Origin of the sequence: Staphylococcus sp. AntiMn-1 (genome assembly GCF_001663395.1) — a bacterium.
Classification (GTDB): Bacteria; Bacillota; Bacilli; order Staphylococcales; family Staphylococcaceae; genus Staphylococcus; species Staphylococcus equorum.
On the sequence record NZ_CP012968.1, the window covers coordinates 371,069 to 392,038 of the forward strand.

The following is a 20,970-nucleotide window of genomic DNA, read 5'->3' on the forward strand; positions in this document are numbered from 1 at the left end:
CTAAAATCATTAGTTAATATATGCAAAAGCTATAACATAAAATTATTGGACTTTAAATCAATGCAAAGTTTTTCACTTAACAAAGCGAAAATTAAATTATTAGATGCCACAATTACAACATCGAATGATCTAAATGAACAATCAATTATTACATTAATTGAATATGATAAATTCAAGATTTTACTTATGGGTGATGCTTCAAAAAATAACGAACAGTTATTGTTAAATAAGTATCACCTTGAAAATATTGATATTTTAAAAGTAGGACACCATGGTAGTAAAACAAGTTCTAGCGCATCTTTTATAGATACACTTCAGCCGAAAATAAGTCTGATTTCTGTTGGTCGAAATAATAGATATAAATTACCCAACAAAGAAATAGTAGAATGCTTAAAAAGCATTAATTCTCAAGTTCTACAAACAAGTGAAAATGGAGAAATTTCTATTACATTAAATCCTAATTTTGAACTTAGTGCTAATCTGAAACAATGATTTTATGTAGAGAGATAAAGCACTGCATGATATAATGATTAAATGTGTAATAGTGATGAAAGGGTGCTACATATGAGCAATAATATAATTACAATATACGGAGAAGTGCCTGAATTAATTGAAAAGAAATCTACAGAAGTAATTGAAAAATATTTAGATACTCCAAAAGATGATTTCAATTTTGTTAAATACAACCTATATGAAAGCGATTTATCGCCAATTATAGAAGAAGCTTTAACGATGCCATTTTTCTCAGATAAAAAGGCAGTATTAGTTCAAAATGCATATGTATTTACTGGTGAAAAAGCGCCTAAAGATGTAAATCATAATATAGATCAACTCATGGAATTTATAGAAAAATACGATGGTGAGAGCATGATTGTCTTCGAAGTTTATCATTCTAAACTTGATGAACGAAAAAAATTAGTGAAGTCTCTGAAGAAGCATGCTCAATTAAAAAAAATTGAACAAATGTCTGAAGATGAAATTAAAAATTGGATTAAAAATGAATTGCATGGAAATTATAAAGATATAAAACAAGATGCTTTAGATTTATTTATAGAATTAACTGGTATTAATTTCAATATAGTAAAGCAAGAAATTGAAAAATTGATTCTTTTTCTAGGAGATAGACCAACGATAAACAAACAAGATGTCCAACAAATTGTAAACAGGAGTCTTGAACAGAATGTGTTTTTACTGACAGAATACATCCAAAAAAATAATAAGGCCAAAGCAATACGATTAGTAAAAGATTTAATTGCAATGAAGGAAGAACCTATTAAATTATTAGCACTTATTACGAGTAATTATCGTTTATTTTATCAAAGTAAAATATTGAGTCAAAAGGGTTATAGTGGACAACAAATTGCAAAAACAATAAATGTACACCCTTATAGAGTGAAATTAGCATTAAATCAGGCAAGACATTATCAATTAGAAGGTTTATTGAATATTATTGATAATTGTGCGGAGACAGACTATAAATTAAAATCTTCTTATATGGATAAACATTTAATATTAGAATTATTTATTCTATCACTTTAATTTTAAATGTTTGAGCTAATATTATTTGAAAGTTAATACAAGTTTAAATTCTTTAATAATACAAAAAAGCCTGAAGCCACAGTGGCTCAGACTTCTTTGTTATTCGTATATTTATTTACGCAAATAAAAAGTTCAAGCCATGGCTTGAGCTTTTTTATTATTTAGCAGCTGTCATAAGTGAAGATTTGATACGATCAGCTTTGTTTGAGTGGATTAAGTTGCGTTGAGCAGCTTTATCTACTTTTTTCAAAGCGAAGTTTACTAAGTCAGCTTTGTTGTCAGCATTTGATTCAATTGCTGTGTGTGCTCTTTTAACTGCTGTACGCATTTCATTTTTTTGTGAAATGTTACGCTCTTCAGCAGTACGGTTTGTATTAACACGTTTAATTGCAGATTTGATGTTTGGCATGTGTGTCACCTCCTAATAATGATTTCGCTATCAAAATGAATTTGATTACAACAAGAAATATTTTATCAAAATGAGCGCCTTTCTGCAATCATTTATTTATCGCAGGCGCATAGAATCGATGAAAATGGTACAATACTATTTGGAAAAGAAGAACATTCACTCTATAATGCAAAGTAGAATACAATATCAAGTATATCAATTATTTACGGAAAATAGTAAAAAATCGTAGTAAATTTGCAATTACCTACTAAAAACGTTATTATATCAAAGAATGTCATACATATTTACGGGCTAGAATTATGAAAGTGAGAAGGATAATACATGGATAAACAAGACCGTTTCAATAAACGCGAAAATATTAGAAACTTTTCTATTATCGCACATATAGACCATGGTAAATCTACGTTAGCTGATAGGATTTTAGAAAACACGAAATCAGTTGAATCGAGAGATATGCACGCGCAATTGCTAGATTCCATGGATTTAGAACAAGAACGTGGTATTACAATTAAATTAAATGCTGTTCGCTTAAAGTATGAAGCTAAAGATGGTGAAATATACACATTCCATCTTATTGACACACCTGGACACGTAGATTTTACATACGAAGTGTCTAGATCATTAGCTGCTTGTGAAGGAGCAATCTTAGTAGTTGATGCAGCGCAAGGAATTGAAGCACAAACATTAGCTAACGTTTACTTAGCTCTAGATAACGAATTGGAGTTATTGCCTGTAATTAACAAGATAGATTTACCTGCAGCAGAGCCAGAACGTGTGAAGCAGGAATTAGAAGATGTCATCGGTATCGATAAAGACGAGGTTGTGCTAGCAAGTGCAAAATCTAATATTGGTATAGAAGATATACTCGAAAAAATTGTTGAAGTTGTTCCTCCACCACAAGGCGATCCTGAAGCACCGTTGAAAGCACTTATCTTTGATTCTGAGTATGATCCTTATAGAGGCGTTATTTCATCTATAAGAGTTGTGGAAGGTACGGTTAAACCTGGAGACCGCATTAAAATGATGGCTACAGGTAAGGATTTCGAAGTTACTGAAGTTGGTATTAATACGCCAAAACAATTAGCTGTAGAAGAACTTACTGTTGGTGATGTAGGGTACATTATAGCTAGTATTAAAAATGTTGACGACTCACGTGTTGGTGATACAATCACGCATGTCAGACGTCCTGCAGAACAAGCACTACAAGGTTATAAAAAAATGAACCCGATGGTATTCTGTGGTTTATTCCCTATAGATAACAAAGATTACAATGACTTGCGTGAGGCATTAGAAAAATTACAATTAAATGATGCCTCATTAGAATTCGAACCTGAATCATCACAAGCATTAGGCTTTGGTTATCGTACTGGTTTCTTAGGTATGCTTCATATGGAAATTATTCAAGAACGTATTGAACGTGAATTTGGTATTGCACTTATTGCAACAGCACCGTCAGTAATCTATCAATGTATTATGAAAACAGGCGAAGAAGTTACTGTTGATAATCCAGCTAATATGCCTGAAAGAGATAAAATTGATACGATTTATGAACCATTTGTTAGAGCTACTATGATGGTACCTAATGATTATGTTGGTGCTGTAATGGAATTATGTCAGAGTAAACGTGGACAATTTGTAAATATGGAATACATGGATGATATTCGCGTAAATATTATTTACGAAATTCCATTATCAGAAGTGGTTTTTGATTTCTTCGACCAACTTAAATCTAATACTAAAGGTTATGCTTCTTTTGATTATGAATTTATTGATAACAAAGAAAGTGACTTAGTAAAAATGGACATATTGCTAAATGGCGAAAAAGTAGATGCTTTAAGCTTTATAGTACATAAAGAATTCGCATATGACCGTGGCAAAATGTTAGTTGAAAAATTAAAAACACTAATTCCAAGACAACAATTTGAGGTCCCTGTTCAAGCAGCAGTTGGCCAAAAGATTGTTGCACGTACAAATATTAAATCGATGGGTAAAAACGTATTGTCTAAATGTTACGGCGGAGATATCAGCCGTAAGAAAAAATTATTAGAAAAACAAAAAGCCGGAAAAGCTAAAATGAAATCTGTAGGTAACGTTGAGATTCCTCAAGATGCATTCCTAGCAGTTCTTAAGATGGATGAAGATTAATATAAATTAAACATTGGGGCCTTAAATCCATTCGATTTATGCCCCAGTTTTTTGTTGTGTTCTCACATCTTCAAAAAATGAAAGTAGGTGAACGCAATATGGAAGTGAAAAGTGCTTATATCCATATTCCTTTTTGCGTGAGGATTTGTACGTATTGTGATTTCAACAAGTACTTTATACAAAACCAACCAGTTGATACGTATTTAGATTGTTTAATCACTGAAATGCAGCAAAGTGAAGTCAGAAAATTAGAAACAGTTTTTGTTGGCGGCGGTACGCCTACAGCACTTGATTATCAACAACTCGAAAAATTATTAGTAGCTATTACAGATACTTTTGAAATAAAAGGAGAATTTAGCTTTGAAGCAAACCCCGATGAATTAACAATTGAAAAAGTTCAATTGCTTAAAGATTATGGTGTTAATAGGTTGTCTATGGGTGTTCAAACATTTAAACCAGAATTATTAGACATACTCGGTAGAACACACAAAACAGAAGATATTTATCAATCGGTTGCTAATGCTCGTCAAGTTGGCATTCCATCTATTAGTTTAGATTTAATGTATCATTTACCGAACCAAACTCTAGAAGATTTTCAAGATAGTCTAGAAAAGGCTTTGTCGATGGATATTGATCATATATCGAGTTACGGTTTGATATTAGAACCCAAAACAAAATTTTATAATATGTATAGAAAAGGCCAATTGAAAGTTCCTAATGAAGATATTGGTGAAGAAATGTACGAATATCTACTAGAAAGAATGGAACAATCAGAGATGCATCAATATGAAATATCTAATTTTGGTAAAGTTGGACATGAATCCGAACACAATAAAGTGTATTGGAAAAATGAAGGCTATTATGGCTTTGGTGCTGGCGCAAGTGGTTATGTAAATGGAGAGCGCTATAATAATGTAAATCCAGTAAACCATTACATTAAAAAAGTACAAAACAATGAACGCCCCTTATTAGATTCAACATTTCCTACCGAAACAGAGCAAATGGAAGAAGAAATGTTTTTAGGCTTACGGATGAATATAGGTGTGGATAAAGACAAGTTTTCACAGAAATTTGGAAAAACATTAGAAGAAGTCTATGGTCAAACTATAGAAGACTTAATTCAACGTGAACTTTTAATTGAGCAAAACGGACATATCACGATGACTGAACGTGGAAAAGTCATTGGAAATATTGTCTTTGAAGCATTTTTATTAAATGTATAAAAAAAATTAAAATTGAATGCTTTAACATTGACTTACTTTGACCAATTTGATAAATTATAATTAGCACTTGGAACAAAAGAGTGCTAATGAGGTGAAAACATGATTAGCGATAGACAATTGAGCATACTTAATGCAATTGTTGAAGATTATGTTGATTTAGGTCATCCAATTGGTTCAAAAACGCTGATTGAACGACACAAATTGAATTTTAGTCCTGCAACTATTCGAAACGAGATGAAGCATCTCGAAGACCTTGAATTGATTGAGAAGACACATACTTCATCAGGGCGATCACCATCACAGTCAGGCATCAGATATTATGTGAATCAATTATTGCAACAAACATCTCATCAACAGCAAACAAAAATTCAACGTTTGAGTGATTTACTAGTTGATAATCATTATGACATTTCCTCAGCACTGAGCGAATTTGCAAATGAACTTTCAATTGCATCTCAATATACAACGTTGGTAATGCGTCCAAATCACAAAAAAGATATAATTAATAACATTCATTTGATTCGAGCAAATGCCTATTTGGTTATAATGGTAGTCGTGTTCACATCCGGTCATGTAGAACATCTGCATTTAGCATCCGATGTTCCGTTATCTAATGACGAACTAACAAAAATTTCGAATTTTGTTACTGCTAAATATGATGAATGGAATCATCATCGTTTTGAAAATGAGTTAGATGCTTTTGTTAATTCTGAATTAGAGAAGCATTTTATCAAAGATATGCTAAGTACAATCGAGATTCATTTTGATAATCAAAGTAATGGCATTTTTATGGGCGGAAAGGTTAAACTAATTGATGCGTTGAATGAAACGAACGTGTCATCGATTCAACCTATTTTGCAATATATAGAATCGAATAAAATTACACAATTACTTGATGATATGTCTAATTCGACAATAAACGTCAAAATTGGACATGAAATAGAATCAAGTTTGAGTGGTATTTCTATCGTCACAAGTCAGTATCACATTGACGATAGATTAAAAGGGCAAATTGCGGTTATCGGACCAACAGCAATGAATTATCAGAACGTAATACGATTACTAAATACGATTTGGTAATTAAGTATTGTATTGGAGGGCGGAAAATGACAGAAAAAAATGAATCAGTATTTGATCAAGAAGCAAATGAAGATGTAACAGATAACGAGCAAAATACATCTGCTGTAAATACTGATGAAACTACAGATGCATCACAAGATAATCTGCAGGAGGACGATTCACAAGAAACTACTGAAGATGTGGATCCTAAAGATGAAGAAATTCAACAATTAAAACAAGATGTTCAAGAAAATGAAGAAAAGTATTTAAGATTATACGCAGAGTTTGAAAATTACAAGCGTAGAATCCAAAAAGAAAATCAAACAATGAAAGCATATAAAGCGCAAGATGTGCTTAATGATATTTTACCAACAATAGATAACATTGAGCGTGCGCTACAAATTGAAGGCGAAAATGAACAATTCCAATCACTTAAAAAAGGTGTGGAAATGATTCATGAAAGCTTAATTAATGCATTAAAAGAAAATGGTTTAGAATTAATTGAAACTGAAGGTCATCAATTTGACCCGAACGTTCATCAAGCTGTAGTTCAAGATGATAACCCTGATTTTGAATCAGGCGAAATCACTCAAGAGCTACAAAAAGGTTATAAACTAAAAGAACGTGTATTAAGACCTTCAATGGTTAAAGTAAATCAATAGGTTTTAATATTGATGAAAACACCAATTTATACAAACAAACAGGAGGAAATTATTTATGAGTAAAGTAATAGGTATTGACTTAGGTACAACAAATTCATGTGTTTCAATTTTAGAAGGCGATGAGCCAAAAGTAATTCAAAACCCTGAAGGTGCAAGAACTACACCATCAGTAGTTGCATTTAAAAATGATGAAACTCAAGTAGGTGAAGTTGCTAAACGTCAAGCAATCACAAACCCTAATACAATCCAATCAATTAAACGTCACATGGGTACGAATTACAAAGTTGATGTTGAAGGTAAATCATACACACCTCAAGAAATCTCAGCAATGGTATTACAAAACCTTAAAAGTACAGCTGAAGATTATCTTGGTGAAAAAGTAGAAAAGGCAGTTATTACTGTTCCTGCATATTTCAACGACAGTGAACGTCAAGCAACTAAAGATGCTGGTAAAATCGCTGGGTTAGAAGTAGAACGTATTATTAACGAACCAACTGCAGCAGCTTTAGCATACGGTTTAGACAAAACAGAACAAGAAGAAAAAGTATTAGTTTTTGACTTAGGTGGCGGTACATTTGACGTTTCAATCCTTGAATTAGGTGACGGCGTATTCGAAGTGCTTTCTACTGCAGGTGACAACAAACTAGGCGGAGATGACTTTGATGAAGTAATCATTAACTATTTAGTTTCTGAATTCAAAAAAGAAAACGGCGTAGATTTATCAAAAGATAAAATGGCTTTACAACGTCTTAAAGACGCTGCTGAAAAAGCTAAAAAAGATTTATCTGGCGTTTCTCAAACTCAAATTTCACTACCATTTATTTCAGCTGGAGAAAATGGTCCATTACACTTAGAAATTAATTTAACTCGTGCTAAATTTGAAGAATTGGCTGATGATTTAATCAGAAGAACAATGGTACCAACTCGCCAAGCAATGAGCGATGCAGGTTTATCAAGTTCAGACATTGATGAAGTTATCTTAGTTGGTGGTTCTACAAGAATCCCAGCAGTTCAAGAAGCTGTTAAAAAAGAAGTAGGTAAAGAACCTAATAAAGGCGTTAACCCTGATGAAGTTGTTGCTATGGGTGCAGCAATCCAAGGTGGCGTAATCACTGGTGATGTTAAAGACGTAGTATTATTAGACGTTACACCATTATCATTAGGTATTGAAATCATGGGTGGACGTATGAACACACTTATCGAAAGAAATACGACAATCCCAACATCTAAATCACAAGTATACTCAACAGCAGCAGATAACCAACCAGCAGTTGATATTCACGTGTTACAAGGTGAACGTCCAATGGCATCAGACAATAAAACACTTGGTAGATTCCAATTAACTGATATTCCAGCAGCTCCACGTGGCGTACCTCAAATCGAAGTTACTTTCGATATCGATAAAAATGGTATTGTAAACGTTACTGCTAAGGACTTAGGAACAAATAAAGAGCAAAATATCACAATCCAATCTAGCTCTTCACTATCAGATGATGAAATCGATCGTATGGTTAAAGATGCTGAAGAAAACGCTGACGCTGACCAAAAACGTCGCGAAGAAAGTGATACAAGAAACGAAGCAGACAGCTTAGTATTCCAAGTTGAAAAAACGATCACTGATTTAGGTGAAAACATCAGCGAAGAAGACAAACAAAATGCTGAAGAGAAAAAAGAAGCATTAAAATCAGCACTTGAAGGCGAAGATATTGAAGATATCAAAGCTAAAAAAGAAGAATTAGAAAAAGTAGTTCAAGACTTATCAACAAAAGTATACGAACAAGCTGCTCAAGCTCAACAACAAGCACAAGGTGAAGAAGCAAATGCTTCTCAAGATAGTGATGTTGAAGATGCTGATTTCAAAGAAGTAAAAGACGACGACAACCAAGACAACCAAAAATAAGTATAGTCATTGACTAATTAATTGTTATTAATAGAAAAATATGACACAATTGCTTAGCCAAATTAAGTCAAAGTCAATTGAACATTGGCTTTGACTTTTTCCTTTTTTTAAAATGATTTAATAAAACTGTAAAAGGAGAGATATTAGTGGCCAAAAAAGATTATTATGAAGTCTTAGGTGTCAGCAAAGGCGCTTCTAAAGATGAAATTAAAAAGGCTTATCGTAAATTATCAAAGAAGTATCACCCAGATATTAATCAAGAAGAAGGTTCTGATGAGAAGTTTAAAGAAATCTCTGAAGCCTATGAAACATTAAGTGATGAAAATAAACGCGCAAATTATGACCAATTTGGACATGATGGTCCTCAAGGTGGCTTTGGCGGCCAAGGATTCGGTGGCCAAGACTTTAGTGGCTTTGGTGGCGGCGGTTTCGAAGATATATTCAGTTCATTCTTTGGTGGCGGACGTCAACAACGTGATCCTAACGCTCCAAGAAAGGGCGATGACTTACAGTATACGATGACAGTTACGTTTGATGAAGCTGTTTTCGGTAGTGAAAAAGAAATTTCGATCCGTAAAGATGTGTCTTGTCACACTTGTGATGGTGCAGGTGCTAAACCAGGAACTAAAAAGAAAACTTGTCAATACTGTAGTGGTGCTGGACATGTGTCTGTAGAACAAAATACAATACTTGGTAGAGTTAGAACTGAAAAAGTTTGTCCAGTATGTAGTGGTTCTGGCCAAGAGTTTGAAGAACCATGTCCAACATGTAAAGGTAAAGGTACTGAGAATAAAAATGTTAAAATCAGTGTGACAATCCCTGAAGGTGTAGATAATGAACAACAAATTAGATTAGCTGGTGAAGGTGCTCCTGGAGAAAATGGTGGCCCTCAAGGTGATTTGTATATTGTATTTAGAGTCAAACCTTCAGAAAAATTTGAAAGAGATGGCGATGATATTTATTATTCACTTGATATTAGTATCGCTCAAGCATCACTAGGTGACGAGGTTAAAGTGCCGACGCTTAATAGTAGCGTGATGTTAACAATTCCAGCAGGTACGCAAACTGGAAAACAATTCCGTCTAAAAGAAAAAGGAATTAAGAATGTTCATGGCTACGGCTATGGCGACTTATTTATCAATATAAATGTCGTAACACCAAGTAAAATGAGTGATCGACAAAAAGAATTATTAAGAGAATTTGCCGAAATTGATGGTGAAGAAATTTCTGAACAAGCATCAAATTTTAGAGACAAAGCTAAAAGATTCTTTAAAGGAGATTAGAATATGAATTGGACCGAGATATCAATCATCGCTAATCATGAAGCAATGCCTATAATTACTAATATATTGGAAGATTTTGGTTCAAATGGTGTCGTTATAGAGGACTCTCATGACTTAAATCACGACTTTGAGGATAAATATGGCGAGCTATATGCGCTTAATGCTAATGATTATCCTAAGCAAGGGGTCAGGCTTAAAGCGTATTTCAATGAACTGAAATATACTGAAACGTTTAGAAAAGCGCTTTTAAATGAAATTTCGCAAGTTGAATCTCTAGATAACTCTAGTTTTAACTACGAAGAGCAAATGCTTCAAGAACAAGATTGGGAAAATGAATGGAAAAATTATTTTCATCCATTTCGTGCATCAAAACAATTTACGATAGTCCCTAGTTGGGAAACATATCAAAAAGAAGATGATAGTGAATTGTGCATAGAATTGGACCCAGGTATGGCATTCGGTACAGGCGATCATCCTACAACGAGCATGTGTTTAAAAGCAATTGAAACTTATGTGGAGCCGAGTGATTCAGTTATAGATGTTGGTACAGGTTCAGGGATATTAAGTATTGCTGCACATCTTTTAGGTGTTAAACGTATTAAAGCATTAGACGTTGATGAAATGGCAGTGAAAGTTGCTAAAGAAAATTTTATGAAAAATCATTGTGATAAGGCAATTGAAGCAGTTCCTGGAAATTTACTAACAGAGGAAACTGAAAAATTTGATGTTGTTGTCGCCAATATTTTAGCTCATATTATTGAAGAAATGATCGAAGATGCTTATAACGTTTTAAATAAAGATGGTTATTTTATAACTTCTGGTATTATAGAAGAAAAACATGAATCTATTGTAAATCATATGAAGCGTAGTGGTTTTGAAATTGTTTCTATTAATCACGATAACAGTTGGGTTTGTATCGTTGGACAGAAAGTGAGCGAATAACAATGCAAAGATACTTTATTGACCAAAACGCTGATGTAAATCAGCGTTTTTTCATTACTGATAAAGGTGACATACATCATATATCCAATGTGATGCGTCATCAAACTGGTGAAAAAATAATTATTACATTTGTGGATCAGAATGTTTATAAGTGTGAAATTATCGATATAGCTACTGAAGGTATTGAACTTTCATTAGTAGAAAAAATTGATATTGATACTGAATTACCTCAACATATTACGATTTGTAGTGGTTTAATTAAAGCTGATAAATATGAGTGGATGCTCCAAAAATCGACAGAGTTAGGCGCAAATCATTTCATAGCTGCTGGTATGAAACGTTCAGTGGTTAAATTAAATGATAGTAAGATTGATAAAAATTAGAGCGCTGGCAAAAGATTATTAAAGAAGCAGCTGAACAAAGCTATCGTTTAGCAATACCATCCATAACTTATGAAGCGAGTTTAAAAGTAGTTTATGATTATATCGATGAATACGATTATGTACTCATCGCTTATGAAAATGCTGCGAAAACTGGTGAAACACACAATTTTAAGTCTGTAGTTCGTGAAATGAAATCTGGTGACCATGTATTAGTTATATTTGGGCCAGAAGGTGGTTTATCAGAAGATGAAGTGGCATTGTTCGATGGTAAGGCGTATCAAATTGGTCTAGGGCCAAGGATTTTAAGAGCAGAAACTGCACCACTTTATGTATTAAGTGCTGTAAGTTTTGAAAAAGATTTATTAGATTAACATTAAAAATTATCATGTATTAAATTATACGATGTCTACATTTCAGTACAAATTTATGCTTTAAATTAAAAAAATGTAAATTTTACTAATTGACCACTTTAATCAGATATATTATACTGATTAATACATGGTCATAACCATGAAATGATAATAAAGTTTCGTTGATATTTGGAGGGAGGGAAATACACATGTCTAAAACAACAGTTAAGAGTAATGAATCACTTGAAGATGCGTTACGTCGTTTCAAACGTACAGTTTCTAAAAGCGGTACAATTCAAGAAGTTCGTAAGCGTGAATATTACGAAAAACCTAGTGTTAAACGTAAGAAAAAATCAGAAGCTGCGCGTAAACGTAAATAGTATTTACTAACAGTAGCTTGCACGTAAACGAATATTCTAATAATTAATTGTGTCGTTGACTCCCTCAACACCAACATTAATTATAAATAGTAATAGTCTTAGTTGTTCAACAGCTAAGGCTATTATTTTTTTATAAATTCAGGTTCATGATTTGAAAAAATTAATATAATTAACATTTATGCTATAAACGCTATAATCATACATTCATTTCATGTATAATCAAGTTGAGAGCGAGGTGATAGAGTGATTCCTTCGAGTAGTATACATACAATATTTTCAGTCAACTTTGTTGAACAAGGAAATTGGATTGATAATGTTGCAAGCGTTATCGTCAGTCCGTTTGGAGCTTTAATTTTAACTTGTATTATCTTCCTAGGATTTTTATATCAATTATACTCTAATAAGATAAATATTGTGGGTATCGTTGCCACATTAGCCTTATTAATACTCTTTTTAGGGTTTTTTGTAAAAGGCGATGTCAACTTGTATTCAATCATCTTATTTGGAATCGGTGTCATATTGGTAATAATAGAACTTTTTGTTGTTGGTGCGATTATCGGTATTATCGGTATGGGGCTAATAATTTTTAGTATTATTACTTTAGGTGACAATTTAATTTATATGATTGCTAGTGTAGTTGTAGCATTGATATTATCAATCATAGAGTGGGTGATACTAGTGAAAATTTTCAAACGTAAGATACCGTTTTTAGATAAAGTAGTTTTGAAGGATTCTACAAATGCAGAGGCAGGCTACACTTCACATGAAGATCGCTCTCATTTAGTTGGTCTTACTGCTACTACGTTAACAGATTTAAGACCAGCAGGAATCATTACACTCAACAATGAACGTATCGACGCAGTTTCTGATGGATCATTTATTTTGCGAAATAAAGCAGTAACCATTTTAGAAGTTGAAGGTACTAGAGTTGTTGTTAGAGAAAACGAATCATAAAGGAGAGAAAGTATGATCGGATTAGTTGTTATCGTCGTCATAGTAGTAATAGCTTTATTATTACTATTTTCATTTGTTCCAGTCGGATTATGGATTTCAGCAATAGCTGCTGGTGTTAAAGTAGGTATTGGTACATTAGTTGGTATGAGACTTCGTAGAGTTTCACCACGAAAAGTTATCTCACCATTAATTAAGGCACATAAAGCTGGTTTGAATTTAACAACAAACCAACTTGAATCACATTACTTAGCAGGAGGAAACGTTGACCGTGTAGTTGATGCTAACATTGCAGCACAAAGAGCGGACATCAACTTACCATTTGAACGTGGCGCAGCTATTGATTTAGCTGGCCGTGATGTATTAGAAGCTGTTCAAATGTCTGTTAATCCTAAAGTAATAGAAACTCCATTTATCGCAGGTGTTGCGATGAACGGTATCGAAGTAAAAGCTAAAGCACGTATTACTGTTCGTGCTAACATCGCTCGTTTAGTAGGTGGTGCTGGTGAAGAAACAATTATTGCACGTGTTGGTGAAGGTATCGTTTCAACAATTGGTTCTAGTGAACACCATACACAAGTTCTAGAAAATCCAGATAATATTTCTAAAACAGTACTTAGCAAAGGTTTAGATTCTGGTACAGCGTTTGAAATCTTATCAATCGATATTGCTGACGTTGATATTAGCAAAAACATTGGTGCAGACTTACAAACTGAACAAGCGCTTGCTGACAAAAACATTGCACAAGCTAAAGCAGAAGAACGTAGAGCAATGGCTGTAGCTCAAGAACAAGAAATGAAAGCTAAAGTTCAAGAAATGCGTTCTAAAGTTGTTGAAGCAGAAGCAGAAGTTCCACTTGCTATGGCAGAAGCTTTACGTTCTGGTAACTTAGGCGTTAAGGATTATTATAATCTTAAGAATGTTGAAGCAGATACAGGTATGAGAAATTCAATCAATGAACGTACGAACCAAAAAGATGATGAATCACCGGAAAATTAATTAGGGGTGATTAAATGAATATAGCTATTATTATCTTTGTAATATCTGTGATTGTTACAATAGTCAGCGCTATTAGCGATAATAGCCATAAAGATAGAAAAAACCAAAAACCACCAATAAAAAATCAACCTAACCGAAATGGTGAGCAACCTAAAAGAGGCGGTTTCCTAGATGAAATTGGTAAAGCATTCAAAGAAATAGAACAACAAATGAATGAAGGACCAACGAGGAAAGATATTGAACAGCAACCGCAAAAAACTACAGAACCTGCAAGACCAGTTGAAACTAGAGCTGAAAAAATGGAATCGCCTAATCCTCAACAATCGACTCGAACAATGCGTACAGACAACGAGACTGAAGCAGAAAAATTAAAACGTTCGCAAGAGCAAGAAGAGGATAAACTGCAGAAAGAACTTGAAGCAGATTTAATGGGCGAGTTACAAGATGTGCGTACAGAAATAGATCGTGAAAACGAGAAAAAACTGAAGAGAACTGAAAGAAGAGCACGTGCTATTATTTCAGATAAATATTTATCTGAGAGAACAAAACGTTTCCGTTTAAAACAGTTAATGGACGCACAGGCAATTCAGAGTCCAGTTGGTAATGAAAAATACAGGTTTGCAGAAGATGAAGTTGTAAATGGTATTATTTGGTCAGAAGTATTAGAAAGACCCAAAAGATTATAGCACAGTATAGTCTATGAATTAAACGCCTTATGGAGTCGATATATAATGACTCTGTAAGGCGTTTTTGTGTTTCTTTTGCAATAATTTCAATGAATAAATAACCATAATAAATTTAACTAATAGTTTACGACTAATAAGAATGTAAACATCATGTAAAATTTGATAAATGAGCTTCTATTTAATACACTTTGAAATAATATATAGTTAATTCGTGATATAATGATGGTGTAATCATCATTATATGATTGATTTGTTAAATGCTTAAAATAATTTAATGAACGATAATAATTTTTGTAAGTTAAAATCTAATAGGATAAAATAAGATGAAACGAATATATTTGTAAAGGAGCACCTATATGCCTGGAATTATTCAAATAGATGACATCAATGAAGCTCAAGCGCTCATTGGAAATAACGATGAACACCTTAAATTAGTTGAGGAAGGGTTTGATGTCATTGTACATGCTCGAGGTCAAGAAATCTCCGTAAAAGGAGAGCAAGTAGAGCATGTTAAAAAAGCAGAATCAGTACTCATTAACCTTTTGAAAGTCATTCAACAAGGTATTTCAATCTCTTCAAAAGATGTTGAAGCAGCAGTGAAAATGGCAAATAATGGTACGATTCAATACTTATTAGATTTATATGATGAAGAAATAACTAAAGATGCATACGGAAAGACCATCCGTGCAAAAACAATGGGTCAACGTATGTATGTAAATGCTATGTATCATAATGATTTAGTATTTGGCGTAGGGCCAGCTGGTACTGGTAAAACCTTCTTAGCTGTTGTGTATGCTGCGAAACAGTTAAGAAAAGGCAATGTTAAGCGTATTGTGCTAACAAGACCTGCAGTGGAAGCAGGAGAGTCACTAGGCTTCTTGCCAGGAGATTTAAAGGAAAAGGTAGATCCATACTTAAGACCTCTGTATGACGGTTTAAATACTGTTCTAGGAAGAGAACAAACAGCTCGCTTTATAGAAAGAGGTATCATAGAAATTGCGCCTCTAGCTTATATGCGCGGTAGAACATTAGATGATGCTTTTGTTATTTTAGATGAAGCACAAAATACTACACAAGCACAAATGAAAATGTTCTTAACTCGACTAGGTTTTGATTCGAAAATGGTAGTTACTGGAGACCAAACTCAAGTAGACTTACCAAAAGGAGTTAAAAGTGGTCTTAAAGAAGCTGTTAAAAAGTTAAAAGAAGTTAAAGGCTTAAGTGTGCATTATCTGGATCAAAGTGATGTTGTCCGTCACCCATTAGTAAGTAAAATTATTGACCGTTATGAAGGAGAAGAGTAAATGTTTACAATAGACTTTAGTGATCATACTGAGATAGTTAAAAGTGAATGGTTAACTCAGATTGACAAACTCCTCACTTTTGCAAAAGAACAAGAACAAATTGATAGCGATGCGGAGTTATCTGTAACTTTTGTAGATAAAACTGAAATACAAGAAATTAATAAAATGTATCGCGATAAAGATAAAGTAACAGATGTTATATCATTTGCTTTAGAAGAAGATGAACCAGAAATTATTGGACTTGATATGCCAAGAGTATTAGGCGACATTATTATTTGTACTGACGTAGCTCAGGAACAAGCTGATTCTTATGGTCATTCTTTTGAAAGAGAATTAGGCTTCCTTGCGCTCCATGGTTTCTTACATTTATTAGGTTATGATCATATAGATGAACAAGACGAAAAAGAAATGTTTGGACGACAAGATCAAATTCTAAATGCTTATGGTTTAACAAGAGATTAGAGGTAGTCATGAAACGTTTTAAATACGCTTTTCAAGGTATGTTAGTATTACTAAATAAAGACAGCAAATTTTTAATGCATCTTTTATTAGGACTTGCCACTGTTATTTGTGGTGTTGTTTTTGGTATTAGTCAATTAGAATGGCTTTTTATTATTATAGCGATAGGTATTGTACTTGCTTTTGAAGCTATCAATACAGCAGTAGAATATGTGGTTGATTTAGTTACAGGTGAATATCATATATTAGCCAAAAAGGCTAAAGATATCGCTGCTTTTAGTGTTGTGCTAGCTTCTATTACAGCATTTGCAATTGGACTCGTGGTTTTTTTACCATATGTGTTCTAAATTGTAGTGCAATTTTATAGAATTTGTTTATACTTAAAGAACAAAGTAATTAAACAGATAATAAAGTGGATTTTTTTAATAACACTTAATATTGAATAGGAGCGTGTTAACTATGGCTTATCAACCACACTATTTTAAAGAAGTAAGAAATGCTCAAGCCAATTCATATTCACCATATAGTAATTTTAAAGTTGGTGCATATTTAAGAACGAAAGACGGTAAAGTTTATCATGGAGCAAATGTTGAAAACGCAGCATACTCAATGGCTATTTGTGCAGAGAGATCAAGTTTGGTTGCTGCAATATCAGATGGTTATAAACCAGGTGATTTTGAATCAATTACAGTTACTGTTGATGCAGATGCGCCATCTTCACCCTGTGGCGAATGTCGTCAGGTGTTAAAAGAACTATGCGATGATGATATGCCAGTATATATGACTAATCATAAGGGCGATATGATAGAATCAACCGTAAATGACTTATTACCATTAGGATTTTCTGGAAAGGATTTAAATTAATGACAGGACATAAATCAGGATTTATATCAATTATAGGTAGACCCAATGTTGGGAAATCTACATTTGTTAACCGTGTAATCGGACATAAGATAGCTATTATGTCTGATAAAGCACAAACGACAAGAAACAAAATTCAAGGCGTTATGACACAAGAAGATGCTCAAATCATTTTCTTAGATACACCTGGTATTCATAAACCGAAACATAAATTAGGCGACTATATGATGCGTGTCGCTACGAACACGTTATCTGAAATAGATGCTATTATGTTCATGGTAAATGTAAATGAAGATATAGGTCGTGGTGATGAGTATATTATGGATATGCTTAAAACAATTAAAACACCTGTCTTTTTAGTATTAAATAAAATTGATTTAGTACACCCAGATGAACTTATGCCAAGAATTGAAAAATACAAAAAATATATGGATTTCACTGAAATTGTACCGATTTCAGCATTGGAAGGCTTAAATGTAGATCATTTTATAAATGTAATAAAATCTTATCTACCAGAAGGACCGAAATACTATCCAGACGACCAAATCTCTGATCACCCAGAACAATTTGTTGTAGGCGAGTTAATTCGTGAAAAGATTTTACATTTAACGAGTGAAGAAATCCCTCATGCTATTGGTGTAAATGTAGATCGCATGGTTAAAGAAGATGAAGACAGAGTTCGAATTGAAGCAACAATATTTGTTGAACGAGATTCACAAAAAGGTATTGTTATTGGCAAAGGCGGTAAAAAGCTTAAAGAAGTTGGTAAACGTGCGCGTCAAGATATCGAAATGTTACTAGGATCTAAAGTTTACCTAGAACTTTGGGTAAAAGTCCAAAAAGATTGGCGAAATAAAGTTAACTTTATTCGTCAAATGGGTTATTTAGAAGATAGAGATTAATTTGGGAGTCGGTGAGCTAATGTGTTAATCAAGCAAAAAGGTATTATTATTAAAACGGTTGATTATGGCGAATCCGATAAAATTATCACAATTTTAAATGAACATGGTGCAAAAGTGCCGCTTATGGTTCGAAGAGCTAAAAAAAGCAAAAGTGGTTTACAAGCTAATACACAATTATTTGTGTATGGCTTATTTATTTATTCTAAATGGAAGGGTATGGGAACACTGAGTTCTGTGGATGTAATAGACCAAAATTACAACCTTCGTTTAGACATTTATGAAAGTAGTTTTGCGAGTTTAAGTGCTGAAACAATTGACCGCTCGATTGAAAGTGATGAAATTTCTCAATATAGTTATGATTTATTACATTTTGTATTGTCGAAAATTAAAGACGGTGTATCTGCCCAACTCATGTCAGTCGTTGTTTTATTGAAATGTATGACAAAGTTTGGCTTTAATGCAATTTTTGATAAATGTGTAATCACAGATAATGACGATCAATCTCGTTTAATTGGCTATAGTTTTAAATTTGATGGTGCTATTTCTGCGAATGTGAGACATCAAGATCCACATGCACTCATTTTAATGAATAAAACGCTTTATCTATTGGATATATTGCAAAAATTGCCAATTAGTCAAATGAGTTCTTTGAGTATTCATGATGATGTGGTAGATGAAATGTCAGAGTTAATGATTATGTTATATAGTGAATATGCAGGTATGTTTTTTAAAAGTCAAAAGTTAATTAACCAACTACATAGGTTAGATAGTAATCTTTAATGATTTGAGGTAATAGGGTAATAGAATAATGTATATTTCAAAAAAGAGTGCATCTTGGATTTTAAATTCAAGGTGCACTCTTTTTATATTAATAACATGGATTATTTCAGTTTTAATAATTAAGGCTGAGACATGTATTTTGTCTCAGCCTTATCATTTATTAGTTATTTGTTAAATCGTAGATGTATATTTTATTAATAGATTAGAATTTTACTTTTTCAGTTAAAAATGCTTCTAGTTCTGAAATTGGCATACGTACTTGTTCCATTGAATCACGGTCACGTACTGTAACTTGTTGATCTTCTAATGAATCAAAGTCAAATGTAATACAATAAGGTGTGCCGATTTCATCTTGACGACGGTAACGTTTACCAATAGATTGTGATTCGTCGAAATCTATTGCAAAGTTAGCACTTAGTTCTTCAAATATTTTGATAGCTTCGCCAGATAATTTTTTGCTTAAAGGTAAGATAGCCGCTTTATATGGCGCTAGAGCAGGGTGGAAGTGTAGTACAGTTCTAGAATCTTTACTTCCTTCAACGCCTTCCTCGTTGTATGCATCACATAAGAAAGCTAATGTGACACGGTCAGCACCTAATGAAGGTTCGATACAATATGGAATATATTTTTCGCCTGATTCTTGATCGTGGTATTGGAAATCTTCACCTGAATGTTCACTGTGTTGTTTCAAGTCGAAGTCTGTACGACTTGCAATTCCCCATAATTCACCCCAACCAAATGGGAAACGATATTCAATATCTGTTGTAGCATTAGAATAGTGAGATAATTCATCTGCGTCATGATCACGTAAACGTGTAGCTTCTTCGCTTAAGTTTAAATCTTTTAACCATTGACTTGCAAATGTTTTCCAGTAGTTATACCATTCAATTTCTTCACCAGGCTTACAGAAGAATTCTAATTCCATTTGTTCAAATTCACGTGTTCTGAAAATGAAGTTACCAGGTGTGATTTCGTTACGGAATGATTTACCAACTTGGCCAATACCAAATGGTAATTTCTTACGCATTGTACGTTGTACATTTTTATAGTTAACGAAAATACCTTGTGCAGTTTCTGGACGTAGGAAAATTTCATTTGTAGAACTTTCTGTTACACCTTGGAACGTTTTGAACATTAAGTTAAATTGACGAATATCAGTCCAATTGGCTGTACCACTTACAGAACAAACAATACCTTCTTCATCGATAATGCGTTTCATTTCGTCAAAACTTAAGCCATCAGCTACAAAGTTTTCATCGCCTTTAACATTTGCCATGTGATCTTCAATAATTTTGTCAGCACGATAACGAATCTTGCTGTCTTTGTTATCAATCATAGGATCATTAAAGTTACCTAAGTGACCTGAAGCTTCCCAAGTTTTTGGATTCATTAAAATAGCTGCATCAATACCAACGTTATAGGGTGATTGAGTAATGAATTTTTGCCACCAAGCTTTTTTAATATTATTTTTTAATTCTACACCAAGTGGACCGTAATCCCATGTATTTGATAAACCACCATAAATATCGCTACCAGGGAATACGAAACCTCTATGTTTCGCTAATGAGACAATTGTTTCCATATCTTTTGTCATAAAAAACTCTCCTTTTTAACATAAAAACGCCCCAAGACAAAGAAAAAGCCAAAAAAACTTAATCATTGTCTTGGGACGAGTTAATGATTTTAATCACATATAAAAAATACGTGCTTATTTAAATTATTCTTGATAACCCGCGGTTCCACCCAACTTAGT

At 33.2% G+C, this 20,970-nt stretch carries 21 protein-coding genes and 1 pseudogene; 20 read left to right on the forward strand and 2 right to left on the reverse strand.

Going from position 1 to position 20,970, the window contains the following annotated elements:
• The first annotated feature begins 60 nt into the window (after nucleotides 1-60).
• Nucleotides 61-492 (forward strand): ComEC/Rec2 family competence protein, encoded by a 432-nt coding sequence (locus AOB58_RS13715; RefSeq protein WP_233640457.1) that lies wholly within the window; start codon nucleotides 61-63, stop codon nucleotides 490-492.
• Nucleotides 493-564: 72 nt separating this feature from the next.
• Nucleotides 565-1,539, forward strand: a complete 975-nt coding sequence (gene holA / locus AOB58_RS01900) for a DNA polymerase III subunit delta (protein WP_002507463.1) — start codon at nucleotides 565-567, stop codon at nucleotides 1,537-1,539.
• 157 nt (nucleotides 1,540-1,696) lie between these two features.
• On the opposite strand, the gene rpsT is transcribed toward holA, so the two are convergent.
• Entirely contained in the window at nucleotides 1,697-1,948 is a 252-nt protein-coding gene (gene rpsT, locus AOB58_RS01905) for a 30S ribosomal protein S20 (protein WP_002507464.1), read from the reverse strand.
• 321 nt (nucleotides 1,949-2,269) lie between these two features.
• On the opposite strand from rpsT, the gene lepA reads away from it, so the two are divergent.
• From lepA to recO, 18 genes and pseudogenes are all read left to right on the forward strand, one after another.
• Nucleotides 2,270-4,093: a translation elongation factor 4 gene (gene lepA / locus AOB58_RS01910; RefSeq protein ID WP_021339276.1), complete on the forward strand. Its 1,824-nt coding sequence runs from the start codon at nucleotides 2,270-2,272 to the stop codon at nucleotides 4,091-4,093.
• A gap of 98 nt (nucleotides 4,094-4,191) precedes the next feature.
• On the forward strand, nucleotides 4,192-5,316 hold the full coding sequence (gene hemW, locus AOB58_RS01915) for a radical SAM family heme chaperone HemW (protein ID WP_064782881.1): 1,125 nt from the start codon (nucleotides 4,192-4,194) through the stop codon (nucleotides 5,314-5,316).
• 99 nt (nucleotides 5,317-5,415) lie between these two features.
• Nucleotides 5,416-6,396, forward strand: a complete 981-nt coding sequence (hrcA, locus tag AOB58_RS01920; RefSeq protein ID WP_021339274.1) for a heat-inducible transcriptional repressor HrcA — start codon at nucleotides 5,416-5,418, stop codon at nucleotides 6,394-6,396.
• Nucleotides 6,397-6,422: 26 nt separating this feature from the next.
• Nucleotides 6,423-7,037 (forward strand): nucleotide exchange factor GrpE, encoded by a 615-nt coding sequence (gene grpE, locus AOB58_RS01925; protein WP_021339273.1) that lies wholly within the window; start codon nucleotides 6,423-6,425, stop codon nucleotides 7,035-7,037.
• A gap of 55 nt (nucleotides 7,038-7,092) precedes the next feature.
• On the forward strand, nucleotides 7,093-8,937 hold the full coding sequence (gene dnaK / locus AOB58_RS01930; protein ID WP_064782882.1) for a molecular chaperone DnaK: 1,845 nt from the start codon (nucleotides 7,093-7,095) through the stop codon (nucleotides 8,935-8,937).
• A gap of 146 nt (nucleotides 8,938-9,083) precedes the next feature.
• The gene (gene dnaJ / locus AOB58_RS01935) at nucleotides 9,084-10,220 is read left to right on the forward strand and encodes a molecular chaperone DnaJ (protein ID WP_002507470.1); all 1,137 of its coding nucleotides are present in this window, start codon (nucleotides 9,084-9,086) and stop codon (nucleotides 10,218-10,220) included.
• A gap of 3 nt (nucleotides 10,221-10,223) precedes the next feature.
• Nucleotides 10,224-11,162, forward strand: a complete 939-nt coding sequence (prmA, locus tag AOB58_RS01940; RefSeq protein WP_064782883.1) for a 50S ribosomal protein L11 methyltransferase — start codon at nucleotides 10,224-10,226, stop codon at nucleotides 11,160-11,162.
• Between the two features lie 2 nt (nucleotides 11,163-11,164).
• A pseudogene (locus tag AOB58_RS01945) lies at nucleotides 11,165-11,916 on the forward strand (16S rRNA (uracil(1498)-N(3))-methyltransferase).
• 188 nt (nucleotides 11,917-12,104) lie between these two features.
• Nucleotides 12,105-12,275 (forward strand): 30S ribosomal protein S21, encoded by a 171-nt coding sequence (gene rpsU / locus AOB58_RS01950; RefSeq protein ID WP_002507473.1) that lies wholly within the window; start codon nucleotides 12,105-12,107, stop codon nucleotides 12,273-12,275.
• Between the two features lie 243 nt (nucleotides 12,276-12,518).
• Nucleotides 12,519-13,229, forward strand: coding sequence for an NfeD family protein (locus AOB58_RS01955; protein WP_002507474.1), 711 nt, complete (start codon nucleotides 12,519-12,521; stop codon nucleotides 13,227-13,229).
• Nucleotides 13,230-13,241: 12 nt separating this feature from the next.
• A complete protein-coding gene (gene floA / locus AOB58_RS01960; protein ID WP_002507475.1) occupies nucleotides 13,242-14,225 on the forward strand; it encodes a flotillin-like protein FloA in 984 nt (327 codons plus the stop codon).
• Nucleotides 14,226-14,239: 14 nt separating this feature from the next.
• Nucleotides 14,240-14,911, forward strand: coding sequence for a hypothetical protein (locus tag AOB58_RS01965; protein ID WP_064782884.1), 672 nt, complete (start codon nucleotides 14,240-14,242; stop codon nucleotides 14,909-14,911).
• 356 nt (nucleotides 14,912-15,267) lie between these two features.
• Nucleotides 15,268-16,215, forward strand: coding sequence for a PhoH family protein (locus AOB58_RS01970; RefSeq protein WP_002507477.1), 948 nt, complete (start codon nucleotides 15,268-15,270; stop codon nucleotides 16,213-16,215).
• Nucleotides 16,216-16,677 carry an rRNA maturation RNase YbeY gene (gene ybeY / locus AOB58_RS01975; RefSeq protein ID WP_021339268.1) on the forward strand — a complete coding sequence of 154 codons (462 nt, stop codon included), beginning with the start codon at nucleotides 16,216-16,218 and terminating at the stop codon, nucleotides 16,675-16,677. It begins immediately after the preceding gene.
• Nucleotides 16,678-16,685: 8 nt separating this feature from the next.
• The gene (locus AOB58_RS01980) at nucleotides 16,686-17,021 is read left to right on the forward strand and encodes a diacylglycerol kinase family protein (protein ID WP_021339267.1); all 336 of its coding nucleotides are present in this window, start codon (nucleotides 16,686-16,688) and stop codon (nucleotides 17,019-17,021) included.
• A gap of 112 nt (nucleotides 17,022-17,133) precedes the next feature.
• The gene (cdd, locus tag AOB58_RS01985) at nucleotides 17,134-17,538 is read left to right on the forward strand and encodes a cytidine deaminase (RefSeq protein WP_021339266.1); all 405 of its coding nucleotides are present in this window, start codon (nucleotides 17,134-17,136) and stop codon (nucleotides 17,536-17,538) included.
• Nucleotides 17,538-18,437, forward strand: a complete 900-nt coding sequence (gene era, locus AOB58_RS01990; protein WP_002507481.1) for a GTPase Era — start codon at nucleotides 17,538-17,540, stop codon at nucleotides 18,435-18,437. Before cdd ends, era begins: the two co-directional genes overlap by 1 nt.
• A gap of 21 nt (nucleotides 18,438-18,458) precedes the next feature.
• Entirely contained in the window at nucleotides 18,459-19,217 is a 759-nt protein-coding gene (recO, locus tag AOB58_RS01995; protein WP_021339265.1) for a DNA repair protein RecO, read from the forward strand.
• A 202-nt stretch (nucleotides 19,218-19,419) separates the two neighbouring features.
• Here recO and AOB58_RS02000 read toward each other — a convergent pair whose 3' ends face one another.
• Nucleotides 19,420-20,811 carry a glycine--tRNA ligase gene (locus AOB58_RS02000; protein ID WP_002507483.1) on the reverse strand — a complete coding sequence of 464 codons (1,392 nt, stop codon included), beginning with the start codon at nucleotides 20,809-20,811 and terminating at the stop codon, nucleotides 19,420-19,422.
• Between the last annotated feature and the right edge of the window lie 159 nt (nucleotides 20,812-20,970).